This is a genomic window from Legionella steelei (assembly GCF_001468005.1).
Lineage (GTDB): Bacteria > Pseudomonadota > Gammaproteobacteria > Legionellales > Legionellaceae > Legionella > Legionella steelei.
This window is the reverse complement of sequence record NZ_LNYY01000019.1, coordinates 650,946-672,516: the sequence shown is the minus strand read 5'-3', so window position 1 is coordinate 672,516 and position 21,571 is coordinate 650,946. Positions and strand designations below refer to the sequence as shown.

The following is a 21,571-nucleotide window of genomic DNA, read 5'->3' as shown; positions in this document are numbered from 1 at the left end:
CTCTTCATTTCGATGATGGAGAGTTATTAATAATAAAAAAACCTTTTAAAATACTATCTAATTCTGGGGTAAATTACAGATCTGGAGCAAAAGCGAATTAGGAGCTATATCAGAAAGTATTTATAGTAATACATTCATGAACTAATAATTACAGAAAAAGCAAGCTCATAAATGATCGTATAACAGTCAAATGGAATTTCTAGACCTTATGATTTAATAAATAAACTATAATTCGCTTTTGCTCCAGAACTGTAATTTAACTCAATTATTCAAGCTAAGATAATCGCTCTTATTGTGCCTGCAAATGCAGGTGGTAAACTAGAGCTTTGTCCTGGGGTCGGGATATAGGAAAGAGCTGGTTCTAAATAAATATTTGATATTATTTGGGCTTGATAGTAAATTTGGTACATTAATTCAGTTGGTCTATCAGTACTGTGGTGATTCAACCATGCTAGTGAAAAACCAAAACCTAGCGAATCAGTTTCTCGATTGGGGATTAAACCAAATGCAGTTAAACCTGCGCCAATAGATTTGTTCATAGGTAAGACACTGGAGTTATTAATACTTAATTGGTAAAAAGCCGAAATACCACTAATATCGTATCCCGGATGACGATACCATAAACGTTGTGATCCGAATAGATAAGCACCTGTAGCATCCTTTTCGCTAAGATTATGCTGGCGAATAAGTCCTGTTTGATGCCATACTCCAATTCCAGCGGTTCCAGGTTTTTTTCCTAAAACCCATGCTCCACCTGTTTCAGCAACTTGAAAGTAATTTCCATTAAATGTTGGTCCAGTTAAACCGGTTTGTTTACCGTTAGCTAAATTGCCATCATAAATACCATAAGTAAGATACCATCGCTTCACTGGCGTAAAATTCAAGGTGAGCCCATAAGCAGAATTTGTATAGCCAGGCATAACTCCATCTACGGCTGGATTGATAAAAATAGGGGTGTAAATCAAACTGCTTACTGCTGGTATATTAGGTTCACCAGAGCTTAGAGGAACAGGCTTGATTACGTTATTAAAATCAAGTGTAGTAATTGTTTTCCCAATACGAACAAAAAGTTTATCATCAAAAAGTGCTTGCCGATACCAGAGCGCATAAAGTTCTGAACGATTAAAAGGATATACATCGGGTAATGAGTTATATCCTTGAAAAAGACCGGCTTGCGCATTTGTGTTTTGCGCATTTTGCTGTAAAAATTGAGCACTAAATAGACCACCACGCCATCCATTAAATTGTTCCATATTAATGGTTAAATCGACCAACAATACACTGTTTGATGTGATTCGTTCAGCATCAGTTATACCACCAGAAAATAAATCATTCGTATCTCCTATCCAGGCACCCTGGATCATAATTCCATGATTATTTTCAATACCAAGTTTTTCTTCTATAGAACGTTGGATTGTTCCTGTGCCGGTAGGAACATTAACAGCTGCAGGGTTTGAGCTGATACTCGTGGGTTTTGGGGGTACTTTATGTGTTGATTTTTTAGGGGGGTTAATTGCCTCTGCATAAACGCTATTAAGCGTAACCAACAGAATAAAAAAGAAGATACGATTTATCATTTTACTTTTCGTTCCATGACTATCGCTGTGGCTGAGGTAATAATCGGCCGCAGCGAGTCTTTTGCCTAATCAACCTTTTAGCAACCTGCTCCAGACATGAGTATCCTTGGTACAAGTTGATTTTGATTCACAACATAGGTTTTATTGGGAATAATATCTACCCAATTCGTAAGTAAGTCTGGTTTTTCTTTATCATTTGACCACGCTATTACTCTAAAGTATCGGGCATTATTTGGTGAGATGAGCTTAATTTTTCCTTTTTTGGCGAGTATCATTAAAGAGTTTGCGTTTAATGTTGCATCATTAAGCATGCTTTGATTCGCTTTTTGTACTTCTTTGACTGAAGATACCCATTGTACTGCGATTTTTCCGAATTTATTTTTCTGTGGGTAATTTGTTTTATTGTCAAGTATAATGCTGTTGGCGAAGACACTTGAAGTCATATAGCTTAAGCACAAAAAAATGAAGATCTTTTTCATTATTTCACCTAATGGTTATTGAATAATTTTACCTTCTTGAGGCGGGCAGCTTACATTTTCATCAATCTTTGGCATGAGAGGAAATTTACCCTCAGCAGAAAGTGTTTTCATCTTGCCCAGATTTTTGAAGGATTCTTTAGGAATATGTACGGCTACGTTTTTAATGGTATTGACTGCTTCAGGAATGTCGAAATTACCTACCATGCTTAAAAATTGATAACTTTCTTGTGGAGAAAATCCTTGAGTGCTCACTAAAAATTCAATTGCATTTCTAGAGGCAAGCTGCATAGCTTCAAGAAGATCCTGATTCAATCCCATAACAATCCATTCTTTCGAATTTTCAACAATTGGCCAAGTGAACAAACTGTTACCATTGCGTTTTGATTTATCAAATACCCCTTCGGCTTTTAGATCTTTTCTGACAATAAATTGCATGGTGATACCTTCATAAGAGGTTTCAAGCGCTGTAACGTCAATCTCACCATTACTTTGCATTGCATGTGAATCACCGGTCCAAACGAGAGCACCTTTCTGAAAAACAGGTAAATACAGTATGGAACCAACTTGCAAGCTTGGTTCATCCAAGTTGCCTCCAAAAGGGCCTGGTGGAACGGAATTAAATTGTCCTGGAACCGGTTGCCCCATGTGTGATTCTAAATTTACAGGCCAGCCATCAGGCCAATCTTGAGGAGGAGCTACCGCAACAACCCCTGGAAACGGTTTTAAATGTAAGCAGAGTCCTTTCTTGAATTCAGTAGCGTTCTTTTCTTGATTGTATTTAAAATACATAATTCTGGGTTGGGTAAATTCCGATAAGATCCCTGCTGTAGGGCTTAAAAAATTATAGCCAAAATCATTCAATTTTATATCTAATATTCGAATTTCAAGTACATCTCCTGGCTCCGCTTCTTCAATGTAAACAGGGCCGGTTAAGCTATGCATCCCGCGCCTATTTTGAATGTCATATTGGGTATAAAACTTTGCAACTTCAGCCGGAGTTGTCTTGTTATAGACCATTTCATGCAAGCAACTGTTCCAAGTTTCTAGAGACACTGAATCCCCTGAGTGAACTTTAACCACAGGCTGCTTATCTAGGGTATAAAGACCTAGAGTTACGGTTTCTTTTGTTGCGGGCACTCTATAACTTTTTGCTGATACGGCAGAAAAAAATATCATTGTGATTAACAAAGAGAAGACTTGGATTTTGTTTAGCATTTCTAGTCCTTAAGAATGGCTAATGAAGGATATTTGCAATAGAAAACAACAAATAATGTAATATGTTTAATATAATTTACAAAAAAAATCAAATACTTGGGTCTTATGGGTTCAGAGCTCTCATAAACCAAACATCTTAGTTTAATTGTCCCTGTTGCGCAGTTATTAGCCATGACGAGATGAAATTTGGACAGTTTACGACTAGAACTCCATGTAGTGACGATGTTTGATGATCAAATAGTAGGAACATTAAGAGTCATTTATGGAGAAATACTTCCTATGTTAGATTGTTATTTTGATATCGAAACATTTCCTTTTATTATCTCTCAAACCCCGAGGGAAAAATATTCGAAGTAGGGCGGATTATCGCAACGCCTCAACTAGTAACACACCATGTCCCTCAACAGTTTACTCTTCTATTAATGTTTTTTTGATGAGGAAGAGACTGGAAAAGTCAGTTCAGTGTATGTTCCAAGAAAGGAAGCTGAAAATTATTTTCAGCATGTTTTTCTGGTTCGACTCAGCGAAACATGATGCAAAAATGAAAGAATCATTACTTTATAATGCTCTTTCATCATATAAGGAGTTAATAATATGTGTGTAATAAAACTAATCGTAGTCTTCGGTGATACACGAGACTACGATTACTTTTTATTTTTTCTTCTAAATACTGTTTGCAGCATTATACTTTTAATGTATTTTGCTCTTTGTAAGCATTTTATTGGTAAATGCAATCGCTAATGCTGAAACAAGTAGTGTTAAATGAATGATCACTTGCCACATTACAGAGTAGTTACTGAGCTTATTGGGATCTATAAATGTTCTCAATAGGTGGATTGATGATATTCCAATTAATGAAAGAGCAAGCTTTACTTTCATCGCTCCTGCATCAAGGTGATCGAGCCATTCCGGTTGATCAGGATGTGACTCAAGGGCAAGAGGAGAAACAAAAGTTTCATATCCTCCCATAACAACCATAATAAGTAGATTGGCAATCATCACTACATCAATTAAGTCTAAGACACCAAGCATGATCTGGGCATCATCAATACTATTTAGGTGGGCTATTAATTCAAATAATTCATAAACAAAACGATATACATAAACAGCCAGTACTAAAATAAGGCCTAAATATAAAGGAAGCTGTAACCATCTTCCCATAAAAATAAACTTGGTAATGCCTCTTTTTAAGTTATTCATAAAACAAACACCATATATTTATAAAACTATTTTACAAGTCGCGTTCAGTCGCGCTAGAAATCTCGAATTTAAACGGATCCATTTATGAATGCAATAAAATCTGCATTGATTGAAGATACTACTGATTTTGTAGCCTGGGTGAGGCGAAGCGAAACCCGTTTTTCTGCAAAACTTCCCGGGTTATGACTTACGCCGTCACCCAGGCTACAAAACATTTGAACTTCATTAGGTTAAGGTGCTTCAGTAACCGTAATTACTGAGGAAACACCTTGTGCTTTCGTATTTGGATTATACATTGCTTCTGCATAGGCTGGCGGAACAATGTATTTTCCAATATTAACTGCTTTTATTTTATAAACAATCTCTTTAGCAACAGATTCAACTCCACCAAAGAAATTCACTCTGTCTTCACGTACATCAACAAAATCCATTGTATTATTTTTTACAGAGTCGGTTACCACTTCAAAACCACCAGGTAACAAATCTTCAATAGCAATGTTTGATAAATAATCATGGCCAACCGCACGGATTTGAATATGCACCTCAATTTCGCTTCCCAGGGTTGTTGTGTTGATCACATTTCCTTTGGCGTCTCTAAACTCTCGGAAAATTTCTAAGCCTTGTTTTAAAGGCGTGCTGGGGATTTCTTGATTAAAACCTGATTGCATTAATTGATAGAAAAAGGTTTTCTTCTCCGGGTTATTAAAACGTATTTTTTGGACATCAGGTTCAATATCAACTTTCTGATAGTTTGCATTAGATGCTGGGACATTAACTTCCTTATTATCAGCCATAATTTTTGTCATCGATAAGGTTGATGATGCGTCACTAGGCTGATTTGAATGGTAAGCACCTAAGGCCAAGCTTGTAAATCCAGATAAAACAGTATTAATTTCATCGTTATTAACAGCTTGGACTAGGCGTTTTAGCAAATCATCACCTACCTGTGGTAATAGGTTAGGGAAATGTTTCGCTACAAGATACAAATATTGAGCATCAGCGATGGCACTATTATAAAAATCAGTAACATAAGCCTGATTATTTTGTGGCTTATACAGGCCAATTAATTGATTTGCTTCATCATGGCTTTGTAGTAATTGATAAGATGCAGCAATATAGGCTGTGAGGATATCCGTTTTCCATGCATTGGTCTTATCCTTTTCTAGATACAATTGCAAATTAGAAAGGTAATTGGTTGTAACAATCTCATTGCGGGTCAAAACATAAATGGCATATGCCTGAACTCTTGCCGCATCCATATCAGATACATTTTGACTTGCCAAGGTTTTAAGATAGTTAACTCCATTAAAGAACAAATCATTTGGAACATTAAATCCTTGTGCTCTTGCCTCAGTTAGGAAATGCATTGCATAAACTGTTGCAAAATCATTGCCTTGGTTGTCACCAAGTCCTGGCCAATAACTAAAACCACCACTAGACATCTGGCGCTGGCTTAGCATTTGAATGGCCGCGTTTACTTTTTCATGCACCTGCTTTGTTTCTTCACCAAAACCAGTTTGATTGTTCATTACTAATAAGGGGAGGGCTTTACTGGTTAATTGTTCTGTACAACCATAGGGATAATTATCCAGATAGCGTTGTAACCCAAATATCAAAATTATAGGATTAGTAGAAACAGTAGCACTCACTTTGCGATATTCTGGATATAGTGTTTGCATAATATCCAAGGTTTTCTGAGCTTCGTCTGATTTTCCACTATTGATGTAAGTGCTAAGTGGTACAGCTGGCCTAACACTCAGTGTAGCACCCATTGTACTTGATTTATCACCCATACTGGCTTTGAAGCTCAATTGAGCAGCTCCCAGAAGAGATTTAGCTTTTAATTTAAAATGAACCGTTTGCTCCCGACCTTCTGCAATTTCTAATGTTTGCGTTGGTGACCCAGTGATTTCGATTTCAGGAGATGCTGTCAAATCAATATTTATAAGCGCATGTTCTCCTGAGCCCTTAATGTTATTTGCAATAGATGCCGATATTTCAAACTCATCTCCTGGGGCGACAAAGGTCGGAACGTTAGGGTTAATAATAAAATTCCCGCGAATTTCAGCAGAGGTCTCTTTTGAGCCAACGGAGTCAGATGATACCGCTACGGCCATAACGCGCAATGTTCCATTAAAATAATCAGGAACTTGGTATACTAATTGATGATTGTTTGAGTCTGTATCAACAATACCTGACCAATAAGCCACAGGTAATTCAGTTTTGCGCTTAAAGGGATTGAGGCGACTGGCCATACCTTCTTCACCGTTATCACCTCCGACCGCAGAAAGCTCTCTATCTTGGATAAATTTAGGCATGATCTGATCCACTGTTTGCTGGGTCAGTACTTCAAGAGCATGTTTTTGGAAGAAGAAAGATAAAGGATCGGGGGTTGTGTAACGTGCAACTTGCAGAATCCCTTCATCAACTGCAAAGACAATAATTTTCCCAGGCTTATCAGTACGATAATCTATGGTAAACGGTTCACCAGGACGCGCCACTGCAGCAGTTTGCAGATCAATTTTTATACTGTGTCCTTGATGATTTACCGTAAAAGGTACAACACTATAACTAAGTGGGCTTATGAATATTTCAGGTGAGCTCCAATCACGTATAAATGCAACGTTGATGTATCCATCACCTTGGAAATCAGCGGGAATATGAATAGTTTGCACGGAATTTGTAGTATCTGTTTTGAACCATTGTGCTGCGTAAACCTTATCACGCTCTATAGTAATCAAGCCTGAGCCTGTAAAAGGCGCAGTAATTTGTATTTCTATATCTTCATTTGCTTGATATTCTGCTTTATTGAGTTTAATCGATAGCTCGGCATTCTTAGCTAAGGGTTGCTGGCTTGCACCTACAACGCTGAATTTTAGTTGATTAAGTACTGTATTATCTTTTCCAAGAATACTTAACGAAAAATCGCCAATCTGTTGTGTTGGTAATGTGTAATCAATACCTTGCTCGGAGATATTAAATGGTGTGGTGCTCACTATTGTCGATTGAATCACCGACTGATATTGATAAGTTCCATCTGCTTTTTTAACAAGCGTTGTGACCGGATGTAACGAAACCAGTTGTATCTTCACATCTTTGACTTCTTGCTGGTTTAATTCGGGATTAATCGCAATATAGTGAACAGCGCGGGTAGCGTTTTGCTTAATGAAGGATAAGTCCCCATCCGGTTTATATCCGATAAAGTAGGGTAGTGGGCTAATTAAGGTTTTAGTTTGGTTTGTTACACTACGACCACCTTCTGATTCAAAACCTTCAGCAAAGAATGTCAATTGGTAAGTCGCTTTTTCAAAACGGTCAAGATTTAAGTCAAATTCAGCGTCGCCTTTATTATTTGTTTTTGCGTTATTTAAGGTCTCGGTGAAGACTTTGGGTGGTTTTTTGGGATCCAACAAGGGATCAACAAAAACATAATCAGGATATTTATCGAATTGAACTTTTTGTGGGACTAACAAAATTTTAGCACTAACTTTTCGATCAACGGCAGGCGCGCCATATAGGTTCCAAAGAGTCACCTCACCTTTTAATCCAGTTGGTGAGCTCCAACCGGTAGATGGTTTTGGAGACAAGCTGGTAGTGATTTTCATTCTATCAGGTAAAAATTCAGAAACGCGAATGGTCGTAGAGCCCAGTAGATTTTGGGGATATCCATCTTTGACTAAGTATAAATTAACCATATATTGGCCAGTTGGCGAGCTGGCATTGGTTGCAAAGTCCAGGTCCATGTAGCCGAGATCATTAAGAGTAATTTTCTCATCTTTGATTGTTGTGCCTCTTGAATCAATCACAGTCGCTTGCAGCGGCAAACCACCAGGTTGTGGTTGGGCAAAGGCTTGTTTGACAATCATGCCAATATGCACTGTATCTCCAGGTCTGTATATACCTCTATCTGAGAAAAGATACGCGCTTAAACTGTGTAATTCTTGATTGCTAGTATATAGGCCACCAATGTCAAACTTGGAAAAATTTAACTGTCTATTCGCATTATTGAATGGAATAAATGACACATCATTGTTCAATTGAGACAAATATACTGTGGGCTCTCGATCATCAATGAAATCTTTTAAAGGCGGGAACGAAACGCGGCCCTGGGCATCACTAATACGGGATAAAATGGGCAAGCCATTTTTACCTAAAACGGTTACTGTAGCATTGGCAACTGGGGTTCCTTGCGTTATCGAATTAACAAACACGTCATGGCTGCCGTCCTGATTGTCTTTTACTAATAAGGCCATATCAGTAATCAATATCATGCGACTGGCTTTCACATCCAATGAGGTTTTATTGATGACATCCCAGCCTGTAGCTTGTAGCAAAAATAAGCCCTGTGGCCCCAAAGTATTGGTGCTCATTGTCAAATACTTGCTGAAATCAAGCGCTGTATATTGTTGTTTGGCTAAATCAGAAATATCAAATTCTTGAATTTCTGAAGAAATTTGACTGATATTTTGTTGATTAAAGGTAGGATTAATAAAATAGGGATTATTAAAATCACCATGAGTTTGCGTTACTAATTGATTGATATTTTCAGGCAATACACGTGCGAAATCAAACTTGACTGCAGGTAGACCGCGAACCAGTACAGAAAGTTTTTTCTCACCACTTAAAGCCAAAAGTGAGCCTTTATGTAAAAAACTGATCTCTTTAGGTACTGCAGGCACAGGAATAACTGCCACGTATTCATTGCCTAAAGTAAAATTGCCGAAGCTCTGCATGCCTTTATCAATTTTAATATAGATGTAGCGGGGGGCTTCTGTTTTAAATTTAAAGCTATGTAAGGTTGAGTAGTTTTGTTCTGTAGGAATAGGCTCTTTTGCCAAGGGAGTTGCTAAAGCCAGAACCGCTTGTGTTACTTCTCCTGGATTTTGCCATTGATAATTCTCTTTGGCAGCCTCAGCAGTGGTTGCTGGTCGGTCTTTAGGAAGTAAATAAATATGTACTGACTTATTAAAGTCGTTTTCATTTATTCCTAAAGAAGTTTCCACCGTCAGAACTTGTTCGGGCCTGTCTTTTTCATTGCGAACAATAGAGGCTGAAGTTGAGAGAACTTTAAGGAATTCTTTGGCGCTTGGAATTAATAAATTTTGTGATTGTTCCTGTAGCAAATGGCCGGAATTTGTTGATGAGGTAACGCTTTGACCTAATGTTAAACGTAAAAAGCGGGCTACATCATCTATTTTTATTGTTTCTGAATGTAGGTAAGCAACACGCTTATTTTTATCATAAGTAAAAGTAAACGGAAGATTTTCGCCAGTGGAACCTGATTTCGTTTGGTATGCTAAAGATGTATTTTGTTCTAAAGTTTGTGGATTAACCGGAAAATTGAACTCTATTGTTGCAACAGCATTTCTTACCTCAGCATGTACCGGATCTTGATAGAGCTTAAATTCAGTAATTTTGGCATTAAAAGGGTGGGTAGAAAAAGAAAATTTATGACTTTCCATATTTGCATTAGGCGCAAAGGCACTGTTAGCAAAAAGGACAGTGTATTTTTTCCCTGCAGGCCAATCTTCTGAAGGTGTAAAAACTAATTGGCTGTCAGTATTCCATGTCCATGTTCCAAGCATTTTGGGAGTTATTACAATGCCTTCGCTTACTGTTTTTCCAATCAGATTAATGGGTGCAACTGATTGATTAATAAACCCATTATTTTTTATGCCAAAGTCAATAATCAAATTGTTGGGAACTAATTGTTCTTCAGTATTTGGTGTGATATCTGGGACTGTGATTTGTGCGGTGGTATAAATGGGTTGCGGCAAATTTTTATACCAATGTAAAAAGCAGCCTGCTGAAATTAAAATAAGAACTATTAATAGACTGCTTCCCCAAAATTTTTTGGGAGAAGATTTTGATTTACTGCATAAGTAATTTACCCATGGTGGACTACGCCAATTTAATTTGCCAAATACAGATGAAAACGCATTGATTAACAAAGAAAGCGGACTTTTATTCATCATTTATCCCATGTGGTAAAATAGGGCTGAAATTTGCATATATTTTATTCTATTTAGTGCATAATAGCGACTATGAACAAAACATTTAAAAAGCTAAGCATAATCCTAATTACGCTCCTTGTCAGCGCCTATCTAATATTATTTTTTTTACCAAAGCCAGTGTTACTCGAAGGAACAAGTTTTTCTAAGGCAGTCTACGATGAACATCATCAATTACTCCGATTAACATTAAGTCCAGATGATAAGTATCGACTGTTTACACCATTATCAGACATATCAAATCAACTTATTGAGGCCACTTTATTGCAAGAGGATCAATACTTTTATTGGCACTATGGTGTCAATCCTTGGGCGACGATAAAAGCCATATGGCAAACATACGGTGCACAATCCCGTAGAATAGGGGCGTCAACAATTACCATGCAAGTTGCACGAATGCGATATGGTATGAAATCAAAAAAAATCTCAGGAAAACTGTTACAAATCATTCGGGCAATACAAATTGAGATGCATTACAGCAAAAAGCAAATTCTAGAAGCTTATTTAAATTTGGCACCATATGGCGGCAATGTCGAAGGAGTAGGGGCTGCGAGTTTGGTTTATTTTGGAACACCTGTAAATAAAATTACTTTACCCCAAGCCTTAACTTTAAGCATTATTCCACAAAATCCAGGCAAAAGGACACCCAACAATAAAGAGTTAAAAAAAATTCGCGAGCATTTGTTAGTCCGCTGGTTAAACAAACATCCGGATGACCTTAATAAAAAAGCGGTGTTTGCTTTGCCCTTAGTGATGCAAAATACACATATGCTTCCTTTTAGTGCACCACACTTTGTCAATAAAATCTTGGCAGATGCACCAAACAAACAGCAAAGTATTGATACAACTTTAGATTATCGTTCGCAACTAATCATCGAGCGTATCACGCATCATTATCTTGCCAGGAAAAAGGGTTTAGGGGTAAGTAATGCCTCCGTTCTGCTTGTAGATACTCGAGATATGAGTATTAAGGGAATGCTAGGATCGGCTAACTTTTTTAATCCCAGCATTAGCGGACAAGTTAATGGCACTGAAGCAAAGCGCTCACCTGGGTCAACGTTGAAGCCCTTTATCTATGGATTGGCTTTGGATCAAGGCTTGATTCACCCTGATACTGTATTAAAAGATGTTCCGCACAGTTTTAATGGCTATAACCCAGAGAACTTTGATTATGATTTTATCGGTCCTATTAAAGCCAAAGATGCTTTAGTTTTGAGCCGTAATATTCCGGCAATTTATCTTGCTAGCCAGCTAACCAGTCCAACATTGCATCAACTACTGGAAAAAGCGCAAATTAATCATCTAAGGTCTGAGTCGTACTATGGACTGTCATTAAGTTTGGGTGGTGTTGAATTAACAATGAATGAGCTTGTCGGCTTATATGCCATGTTAGCTAATGATGGCGTTTGGTTCCCGATACGTGCGTTTAAAAATGAAGCAAAGCAAAAAGGGACACGCTTACTTAGTCCAGAAGCAAGTTATCTTGTGTTGGACATGTTAAAAAATACCCCGCGTTTAGATGATAATTCGCGCGGCTGGTCGCGTTTGCAGGTCGCTTGGAAAACTGGGACGTCTTCAGGATATCGTGATGCATGGACTGTGGGCGTATTCGGTCCTTATGTGTTAGCAGTATGGGTAGGAAATTTTGACAATAAGGCTAATCCCGCGTTTATAGGCAAAGATATTGCTGCCCCTTTATTTTTTGAGTTGATTGATGCATTAAAACATGAGCGTGGGCCTATACATGCTTTAGAAAAGCATCTGGAACAAATGAACCTGAAAAAAGTAGAGGTATGCAAAGCCTCTGGGATGTTGCCTACACGCTATTGCAAAGATACGGAGTGGAGCTGGTTTATACCTGGGAAATCTCCAATAAAAACAGATACAATTTATCGTGAAGTAGCCATTAATACGAAAACGGGTTTACGAACCTGCCATATGGACGAATACACTCGTTTTGAGGTTTTCGAGTTTTGGCCTTCTGACTTACTGAGTATTTTCAAAAAAGCTGGAATACAAAGACATACACCACCTTTTTATGAATCTGACTGCGCATTATATGGAAACTCTGGAGTTGATCCGCACATTACCTCGCCTCAAAACGGAATTAGTTACATCGTACGTGCTAATTCTCATCACAATAACACCATTCCTTTTACTGCTGTGACCGACGCGGGCATCGCCCATGTATACTGGTTTATTAATGAAACGTTTATTGCAAAGACTAAGGCTGGAGAATCTTATTTATGGAAAGCAAAACCTGGAAAGTTTGTTGTGAGGGTAGTCGATGATCATGGCCAATCTGATGCACGAGATATTCATGTACAATTGGATAGCTAATTAAAATAATGCTCATCTATAGTTTCTGTAGCCTGGGTGAAGGCGAAGCCGTAACTCGGAATTCAAATACACAATTCTGGGTTACGCTACGCTTCCGTAAGGAGATAGCATTCGCTGAATTAACTCTTACTCTCCACACATACAAGAATGACGTTTTCTTACTACCAAACTTCACCAAATGGACGAATCTCTACTTCAAATGACCAAGTAGAGGGGGCTTGTTGTGTTAACCAGAATACAGTCTCAGCAACATCGTTTGGTTTAACAAAAAAATCATCAGGTTTATCTGGCATAAACTCTCTTGTTTTTTGTAAACCAACAACTCCGTCAATAATAACTAGGGCAACGTGAATTCCCAGGGGGCCTAAATATTTAGCCATTGACTCAGCAAAACTTCGTTGTGCTGCTTTAGCTGGAGCAAATGCTGCAGTTTTAATTCCACCTCTTTTAGAGGCTGTTGCACCAATGATTATAAGTGCTCCTTTTCCTTGTTGCTTCATACTAGCGAGCACTTGTTGACTAACTAGCATTAATCCATATGCGTTCACTCGCCAACTTGCTTCGAAATCCTCTGGTTTTATTTGTTCGATATTACCCCATGAGCCTGAGCCTGCGTTGTATACAATGACATCTATTATTCCTAAGTCTTGTTGAATTTGGCTAAAAGTATTTTGCACTGAATCACTCTGGCCTACATCACACTCATAAGCGTATGCATTTCCTAACTGATTTGCCAGCTCCGTAGTAAACGCTTTTGAACGTGCTAATAAAGCCAAATGATATCCTTCTTTGGAAAAGCGAGAAGCAAAAGCAGCACCATTTCCCGGCCCAACGCCAATAATAACGCATACCTTTTTCTCCATATTTATCTCCTATAAAATCATCCATCTGATTTTTGTGTTTGTTTTATAGCGTAGAAACGATTAAATAATGAATTTATATTAGAACAAAAAAACATTTAATTGTATTATATGCTCACAATTAATCTTTTTTTGAATCTAAAAATGAAGCGACGATTTTTTAACCCCCCTAAAGAAGTGATTTCTTTTGGCGAGTATATGCAAAGAACTCTGATTACAGCAAAACGAATTACCGAAGTTTCTCCTGGCCTGCAACAATACAGCAGCGCTCAATTTGAAATGGCACTTATTGCTTTTGCTGATCTTGAAGCGTTAAAACAAGAAATGGATGAGGGTGTTGAAGTAAAATTTCCAAAACGACTAAAATGTGACTGGAGAGCTGGTTTTGATTGGCTTGATCTCGCTGTGCGTTATGGGGATGAGGATGCTATTGAATATTTTAAGAGAAACATGGAAAAAGAAGTTTTTGCCACGATTTATCAACTCTACAAAAGTAACTATCGTCCAGATTGTGCCTTGCAAGATCATGAACCTCAAAGTAAAGCGCTAAATACTGAGGTTAATTTTTGAAATAGGGTAGAGAGGTTATTTTAACGTCCCACGGCTTGCTTAGACTTACGTAAAACCGTGAGACGTTGAGAGATAAGCTCCTACCTAACAAACACTAGCCTCGTCTTTTGCGAACTAAGTTTAAGCTGCTTTCAGCTCCTTATTTAATAGGTAGTACTGGTGTTATTATTGGTACCATTATCTGTGCCAGTGTTGGTTCCAGTATTTGTGTTGGTTCCAGTATTTGTGTTTGTACCAGTATTCGTTCCTGTGTTCGTGCCGGTATTTGTATTAGTTCCTTCAGTACCTGTGGTGCTTGCTCCTGCGCTACCTGGTGACGAAACAACTGTACTTATCGTACTCAAAGCATACCCTGAAGAAAAAGTTGCTGTTAATAGTAGAACAGAAAATATTTTTTTCATGATTTTCTCCTGAAAAAGTTAAAAATCACTACAACAAAAAAATCATTTACATCAAAACGAACAGCAAAGCAATTGTATATAATCCTATACCTATATTTAATTGCTATTAAATAGGAATAGTCAAAAATTCAATTTATGCAAGATCATGTAGATGTTTTCTTATGTATCTCTTTGAATATGTTCCAGATATTTTTTTTGTAACACGCGATCATTCTTATAACAATTTATAGTTTTTGGAGACGCCCAGTATTAAAAACCAAGTACGCTTCACCGTTATATGAAAGTACAGTATCAAAAGGGAAAAACTCTTTAATCACTGAGCTATTAAGATTATTGCCAAGCCATTCAATGGAGTGCACTTCTGCTGATTCAAAATCAGAGTGGCTGTTTTTTAATTTTAAAGTGAAGGCTGTTGCCAATGAGGTAGGGAGCTTATGAACCAGCTGCATTACCTCAGTAATCGTGGGCTTAGTGTAACTAAAAACCAATTTTATATGTGCAATTGTGCCTGTAGTGCTTGGAATAAAAACAGCAACACTCTCTTGCTTAAGTTGTTTGGCCAAAGTTATGGCGATGAGAAACGTTTTTTCTCGGGACATCTTTTGTAACGGTGAAACAAAAAAAACCTCAGAGTTATCTGCTGTAAATAGTTTTTTTCCTTGTGACGTATAGGTTCCAAGAACATTTTTAAACGCTCCTACCTCCATACGTTGTTGTTGCAATATATGGAGACTAGCTTTTTGGAGCTGACGCTGCTCTTTACCAATTAAGTGCTGATATGCCTGCTCAAGATCAAGAATTTGATTATTATTCGAATAGAAAAATTGTATGTTATTTGCTGTTGTATAACCTGAAGTGCTCACTATAAAAAAGCATGTTAAAACAAAAACACGGCATAATTTTTTAGTAAACATGGTGTTTCCTCATTATTTTTCGTTTCATGAGAAAAGATTAGACCATTCTGGATATAAGACAGATAATGTTGTTAAATCAAGACAAGTTAATTCTTGAACGCCTCCATCGCTGGATGAGTTACTGGATCAATTGAAACGTCTAATGAGTCGCTAAATTCCTCTCTAAACTCTTCCGAATCGATATAGGCACCCAGTTCTTCTTTCAATACAGACAAAGCAATTTCCAACTCTTGAGGCTCCCACTTAATTGCAAATTGATTAGTTGGCTCGGTTTTGGATTTCGCTATCAGATCAAACATTAATCCTGGTATAGGGCCACGCAAAGGTACCCCAGGGATAAACTCATGGTTGGGATCGCCTCTACCCCAAAGGTGAAGATGGAGCATACCAGGTTCTTCTTCGTTACCTATAGTGAGTTCACGCGTTTTTTCATCAAAGGAATGCGAATTGTTGCCAAGTTGAGAAAATTGTGGAATAAGCCCCAGACGTTCATATACTCGTTCCATCATTGCGGTGACTTCATTTAATCCACGCTCTTCTGCTACTGTATAACGGCGATTGAGTGCAGAAGCAATATCGGAATGAGTATCATTTAAATACCTTACTATGATTCTGTAGCCTCTACAGTCTGTTGGATTTAATATGATGGAGTAATTGTATTTATCCTTTACTCTTACATGAGCAATAGATGTTCCTGCTTTAGTATAATCTATTGACCAGTGCTCTTTCGGATATTCATACTTAAAGAATTTAATTGACTTGAGGTAGCTGCCTTCTTGCGTTTTATCAGCAATGGGTGTTTTTTCATACATATTATATACTCTTAAATCATAAGGATTGGCATTAAGTGTTGGTGAAGAAAAAAAGGATAAAGAAAGAAATAGTGTTAATAAAATAATTTTATTTATCAATTGAGCTATAAACACCATCTTTCATCCTATTTTTAATATTAGTTGCCAGACGGCATGTAACTCTCAGCTTCAACATTTGCTGAGCTTCCTAATTCTAATGTGACACTCGGGATAAAGAATCTAGCTAACTCGCATTTTAAATGTTGTTTACTTGCTATAATCTGAGCATAAACCGAAGTGTCATTCATTGCGTATTCAAGAAATGCACCAACCTCCTGATTGTGACGGAAATATTGAGCTAAGTTAAGCGTTACATTATTGTCTTGAAAAAGATTTTGGACCAATGGATCATGCAAAACATCTATAACTTCGAGCATGCCATGATAACCGCGCTTTGCATATACAGCGATTAGCTGAACTAAAAATAGATTAATGTCCTGGCTTAAATTGGGATCTTTTTGATTTTCTTTCATATAGCAATTAAGCATGAATGCAATATTACACGTATGTCCAGAAATCGAACCTACGTATGCTGAGCGAACGCGATTATTTGACCAAAACCATTGAGGATGATCTACCTCCTTTTTCGGCGAGACTTCGCTGGTGTCAACCAACATATTACGCATGGGATCTCGCTGTGCATCAACAAACGTCGCGGAGGTTGAACGCATCGTGCCTCCGGAAGAGTTCCACGTATCAGCACCTACCTTATCAACTGATGTTTCATATTTTCTTTCTAAAATGCCAGTTTCTTTTGCTTTGGCCATTCGATCTCTTCCATGATAGGCAGAGCAAGACTTCATGAAGCGTTCGAGCTCTTCTTGATTGTACTTGTCTTTATCTTTATAACCATTAGCAAAAATACTGATTTTTCTTTCCATTTCTAAAGGAGAGTTTACAACCCCTTCCGGACCAAGGAAGAAATATAATATTTTATTTGCTGCATCAAGCGTTTTTAACCGCAATTGGCTGTCATCAAATAAGTCTTCATAAGGCTCATCTATGCTATGTAATGTATCCTCGGAGTGGGTTAATCCATTGATGTATTGTGCAAGGCGTGTTTCAAAAAAACGTCGAGTATCGTTTTTACGATGATCAAACTCCATAATAAATTTGCCTATAGAGCGAACGCTTTGCTCATAGCCTGTAGGCGCGTTTTGCGGTAATTCCATCTCTTGGAAATGTTTCTCAATTGCAGCCAAACAGTTTTCATAGTTCACAAATAAATAGTTAGCGGTTAATTCTTGTAAAAAATCTTTTGATGCAAGTCCATTTGAGTTTAAATAACCGATAGTTAGTGCAATAAAAATGGATTGATCTACACCCTTAGCAACAATTTGTAGATACTGTTTGTGCGTTAATCTAACTGGTATGTAACTTGTATCACCAATTGACGGTCTAAATGATGGCAACACCGCATCAAAAGATAAATCGGTAAGCTGTGAAAGAACTGCCTTTTTAATTTGAGTATCGACTTGATCAAGTAATATGGGTAATAAGTGCTTTTTATCACGCATACTGAGACATATGCCTGCTTTTTCTTTTGATGACTCAGGTATGGATTGAAATACATTTAATAAAAGTGAAATTAAAGGTTTTACATCCTCTCCAGCAAGTTCTTTTTGAACATACGCTAGAACAGGAGAGTGTAAAATAGCAAGAGGGGCTTTTTGATGCAACTCTAAGAGCTTAGTGTACTGTTCAAAAGTTGATGAATCATAAAGCTCAAGTTGTAGCATCAGTTCTCTAAAAAGAGCCGTATTCTTGCTAAGAATAGCTTTTATCAACACCGATTTTAAATGCTGCTTTTGGTCATGCCCCTTGATTTTATTGCCTATTAAAGTGAATAATGATTCTAGTTGGGCTGTCACTGGTATGATTTGAGGTACATTTTGCGCCTGTTCTGGTTGCGTTACTTGAGCTAATGGGGCTTGAGCGGGTAAAGATGATGCGCTGCTTGTAATTGTATTGGCATTTTGCACAAGTTGCTCGTGAACTGGTTTTGTTCTCATACCTGTGATTGTTTTTTCAATTAAAACTCTGGTCTCTTCAGCTGCGTTATCCACCAAAATGGCAGTGTTAGCAGATGCTTTTTTAACTGACTTGGCTTGTTTATCTGAAGCAGAAACAACACGCTCCACAGTTTTTTTAACTGCTTTATCTAATAACGCAAGAATTTCTTTATAGCTCAACATGCCCCACTATTCCCCACAATGTATATTCTTTCGCACAATATACATTGTGAAAATTAAGAGAAAATTAAGAATGAATATACATATGAGCTGTAAATTGTATTTTTTGATGATAATATGGGCATCGATTAAAGGGATGTGAATCTTTATTTGATAAATATTTTTATTTAAGTTGGGGATTTAAAATGGGTAAAGCCACTGATATTAAATACATAGAAAACAATGATGTTGAGCCTATATTTCTCAATCTTACTGCAGCAGTTTACAATAGCTCTTATCAAGAAGTAGATAAGGGGCTTGATAAAAATCCAGATTTTATCAATAAAGTGGTTACTCCGACGAATCAATCTCTTTTGTCGTCGTTACTCTCTAAGAAAACGATTGATTACGTTATGCTAAATACTCTTGTAAAGCATGGTGTTTCATTTAATTATCCAATTAATACATCAGATGATTTACCTGTTGATTATGCATGTAAAATAAGAAATATGACTTTACTCGCATACTTGGTACAACACGGCGCCCCAATTCGTGAATCCGCTGCACATAAATTATTAAACAAAGCTAAAAATATTGGCACAGTTAATTTTGAGGAAATTATTCGGCTGCATCACCTCATTAAGCAACTGGGGGGAATGTCGAAAGTAGCTGATATGAAAGATGCTCAAGGCCAGACTTTTAAAAACAAAGCGATGAAAGTAAGCCTAGTCAATGAGTTTAGTGGCATTTTACGATACAACTTATGGAACTTACTAAGTTTAGCAGAGGTTATAGACCTACATAAAGACGAATACCCAGCTGAAACAGAAACTTTAAGAAATGAGATTGCACTGATTAATGCCCAATATCATGACAAAGCAAATTTAGACTCTTCTTCTCTAGGAAGTTCATTATTCGTTATGTTTAATACGGGGGGCTCACCTATAGGGGCTGTTGATGAAGCTGATTGTAAGCATCAAAAAACCCTTACCTGTTAAATCAAGGGTAGCGGTTAGAAGGGGATAATTTTCATGGTTAATGATGCTGGATTTTGAGTATCATCGATTCTAAAGTTAATCCTGGTCCAAACGCGCAACTAAAAATATGTTTCGCCTCATCTCGAGCACTTAATTTATCCCAGATGTTTTTTAATACAAACAATACGGTTGCAGAGGACATATTCCCATAATTTTTTAATACATCATAAGCATATTGATTGTCATGCGCTGTAATCTTTAATGCTTTCTCGCATGCGTGCAAAATTTTAATGCCTCCTGGGTGAATCGCGTAATAATCTATATCATTAAATGAATAATTGGATTGCTTTAGCAGTTTTTCAGTAAACATGAAAATACCTGCTTCAATTGCTTCAGGCACATAAGAGCTTAGTATGATATCAAATCCATAATTGGTAATGGTCCATGCCATGTCTCGACTAGTTTGTGGTACTAAGTCACAATAGAATGATTCAAGAGCAAAACATTTTTGATTGGTTTGTCCCTGAATTAAAGCGCATGCCGCGCCATCAGCGAAAATAGCATTTGAGATAATGTTTTCTATGTTAAAAGTGTTTTGAAAGTGTATCGTACAAAGCTCAACACAAACCAAGAGTACATTGCAATCAGGTTCTGTTTGACAAAACGCATTGGCTACTTTTAAACCATTAAAGGCACCATAACAACCCATAAAATTAATTGCCGTTCGCTTAACGGAAGAGGATAAGTTAAGTTTATGAACAATCTCAATGTCAATTCCCGGTGCATACATACCAGTACAACTGACTGTAATTAAATGGGTAATTTTACTTTTGTCAAAATCAATACTGTTTAAGCAGTTTTCGATGGATGTTATGGCTAGATTAAGCGCATTCTCCTTATATAACATCATTCTTTGTAAGGTTGATGGAAAGCTTTCTTCAGGAGTATTAGGAAAAAACTCAAATTGTCCTGGCTGCTTACAATAATCAGTTAATACACTATATCGAGTATCAATTCCTGAAGATTTATAGATTTTTTTTAATATTTTCTTTTGTGTTTCATCAAGATGAAACCCTATAGAAATAAGTTCGGCAATCTCATCTTGTGTACGCATAAACGGGGGGCTTGCTGTTCCAATTGCAGTAATATTTGCGTGCATTTTTTCCCTTTTTTTGAAGTTTCCCTTTCCATATAGACAAATTTTATCTTGCTTACGGATCTATTTATCAACCTAAATCATTGATTGCAATATTTAAGTATACAATGCAAAATGAAAATCTCTCATTATTTTAGAAATAACATGGGCAAATTCAAAACACGATCAATGGAAAAGGAAATTATTGATCTCGGTCCAGATTTTTATACATCACAAGAATATGAGCAGTCTTTAAAAAAATTATTTAAAATTAATAAGTTGATGGGTATTTTTAATAACACAGTACATTTACTTCGACAGTTTTCGCAACATTCGGTGCTAACAGATGTTGGATGTGGTGGAGGCTTATTCCTACTTAATCTTAGTAAATATTATCCTAAAATGCGCCTGCTGGGATTGGATGTTTCTGTAGAGGCCATTAACCTTGCAGAAAAAGAGTTGCATGAATGGCAACAAAAAAATGAAGACCCTCCAGTTAAGTTTAAAATTCAACAACAACCAGAACTGGAAATAGCCACAAATAGTGTGGATATCATTTTAATCAATTTGGTGTGCCATCATCTGGATGATGAAGAATTAATTGCCTTTTTAGTAAAAGCTAATGATACAGCCCGTAAAGCGGTAATTATTAATGATTTACATCGCAACGTTATTGCTTATTGGCTGTATAAAATAATAAGTCCTATATTATTTTATAATCGACTTATTACACATGATGGTTTGCTTTCCATACAAAAAAGTTTTACCCGAAAAGAATTAGAGTTTTTATTGCAGCAGGCCGGTATTAAAAATTATCAGCTCAAATGGCACTTCCCATTTTGGTGGAGTATTCTTATTCTGAAATAGTAC

General features: G+C 37.1%; 15 protein-coding genes. 4 read left to right on the top strand and 11 right to left on the bottom strand.

Going from position 1 to position 21,571, the window contains the following annotated elements:
- Positions 1-269 precede the first annotated feature (269 nt).
- The 5 genes from Lste_RS07130 to Lste_RS07110 all read right to left on the bottom strand — a co-directional run bounded on the left by Lste_RS07130 (position 270) and on the right by Lste_RS07110 (position 10,443).
- The gene (locus Lste_RS07130) at positions 270-1,577 is read right to left on the bottom strand and encodes a carbohydrate porin (RefSeq protein ID WP_058510358.1); all 1,308 of its coding nucleotides are present in this window, start codon (positions 1,575-1,577) and stop codon (positions 270-272) included.
- Between the two features lie 77 nt (positions 1,578-1,654).
- Complete coding sequence (locus Lste_RS07125) at positions 1,655-2,056, bottom strand: hypothetical protein (RefSeq protein ID WP_058510357.1); 402 nt, start codon at positions 2,054-2,056, stop codon at positions 1,655-1,657.
- A 15-nt stretch (positions 2,057-2,071) separates the two neighbouring features.
- Positions 2,072-3,271: an acetamidase/formamidase family protein gene (locus Lste_RS07120; protein WP_058510356.1), complete on the bottom strand. Its 1,200-nt coding sequence runs from the start codon at positions 3,269-3,271 to the stop codon at positions 2,072-2,074.
- Between the two features lie 690 nt (positions 3,272-3,961).
- The gene (locus tag Lste_RS07115) at positions 3,962-4,471 is read right to left on the bottom strand and encodes a TIGR00645 family protein (RefSeq protein WP_058510355.1); all 510 of its coding nucleotides are present in this window, start codon (positions 4,469-4,471) and stop codon (positions 3,962-3,964) included.
- 230 nt (positions 4,472-4,701) lie between these two features.
- On the bottom strand, positions 4,702-10,443 hold the full coding sequence (locus tag Lste_RS07110) for an alpha-2-macroglobulin family protein (protein WP_058510354.1): 5,742 nt from the start codon (positions 10,441-10,443) through the stop codon (positions 4,702-4,704).
- Positions 10,444-10,515: 72 nt separating this feature from the next.
- Here Lste_RS07110 and pbpC point away from each other — a divergent pair, with 72 nt between their 5' ends.
- A complete protein-coding gene (gene pbpC / locus Lste_RS07105) occupies positions 10,516-12,822 on the top strand; it encodes a penicillin-binding protein 1C (RefSeq protein ID WP_058510353.1) in 2,307 nt (768 codons plus the stop codon).
- Positions 12,823-12,983: 161 nt separating this feature from the next.
- Here the strand turns inward: pbpC and Lste_RS07100 are convergent, their stop codons facing one another.
- Positions 12,984-13,685 carry an SDR family NAD(P)-dependent oxidoreductase gene (locus Lste_RS07100; RefSeq protein ID WP_058510352.1) on the bottom strand — a complete coding sequence of 234 codons (702 nt, stop codon included), beginning with the start codon at positions 13,683-13,685 and terminating at the stop codon, positions 12,984-12,986.
- A gap of 141 nt (positions 13,686-13,826) precedes the next feature.
- Here Lste_RS07100 and Lste_RS07095 point away from each other — a divergent pair, with 141 nt between their 5' ends.
- Positions 13,827-14,252: a hypothetical protein gene (locus tag Lste_RS07095; RefSeq protein ID WP_237760443.1), complete on the top strand. Its 426-nt coding sequence runs from the start codon at positions 13,827-13,829 to the stop codon at positions 14,250-14,252.
- A gap of 143 nt (positions 14,253-14,395) precedes the next feature.
- On the opposite strand, the gene Lste_RS07090 is transcribed toward Lste_RS07095, so the two are convergent.
- From Lste_RS07090 to ceg14, 4 genes are all read right to left on the bottom strand, one after another.
- Positions 14,396-14,653 (bottom strand): hypothetical protein, encoded by a 258-nt coding sequence (locus Lste_RS07090; protein WP_058510351.1) that lies wholly within the window; start codon positions 14,651-14,653, stop codon positions 14,396-14,398.
- Positions 14,654-14,877: 224 nt separating this feature from the next.
- Positions 14,878-15,567, bottom strand: a complete 690-nt coding sequence (locus tag Lste_RS07085; RefSeq protein ID WP_058510350.1) for a hypothetical protein — start codon at positions 15,565-15,567, stop codon at positions 14,878-14,880.
- An 86-nt stretch (positions 15,568-15,653) separates the two neighbouring features.
- Positions 15,654-16,496, bottom strand: coding sequence for a hypothetical protein (locus Lste_RS07080; RefSeq protein ID WP_058510349.1), 843 nt, complete (start codon positions 16,494-16,496; stop codon positions 15,654-15,656).
- A 20-nt stretch (positions 16,497-16,516) separates the two neighbouring features.
- Complete coding sequence (gene ceg14, locus Lste_RS07075; RefSeq protein ID WP_058510348.1) at positions 16,517-18,613, bottom strand: Dot/Icm T4SS effector Ceg14/sidL; 2,097 nt, start codon at positions 18,611-18,613, stop codon at positions 16,517-16,519.
- Positions 18,614-18,795: 182 nt separating this feature from the next.
- On the opposite strand from ceg14, the gene ankJ reads away from it, so the two are divergent.
- On the top strand, positions 18,796-19,587 hold the full coding sequence (ankJ, locus tag Lste_RS07070; protein ID WP_058510347.1) for a Dot/Icm T4SS effector AnkJ/LegA11: 792 nt from the start codon (positions 18,796-18,798) through the stop codon (positions 19,585-19,587).
- Positions 19,588-19,624: 37 nt separating this feature from the next.
- On the opposite strand, the gene Lste_RS07065 is transcribed toward ankJ, so the two are convergent.
- Positions 19,625-20,767 (bottom strand): type III polyketide synthase, encoded by a 1,143-nt coding sequence (locus Lste_RS07065; protein ID WP_272947124.1) that lies wholly within the window; start codon positions 20,765-20,767, stop codon positions 19,625-19,627.
- Positions 20,768-20,866: 99 nt separating this feature from the next.
- Between Lste_RS07065 and Lste_RS07060 the strand changes: the two genes are divergently transcribed.
- Positions 20,867-21,568: a methyltransferase gene (locus Lste_RS07060; protein WP_058510345.1), complete on the top strand. Its 702-nt coding sequence runs from the start codon at positions 20,867-20,869 to the stop codon at positions 21,566-21,568.
- Positions 21,569-21,571 lie beyond the last annotated feature (3 nt).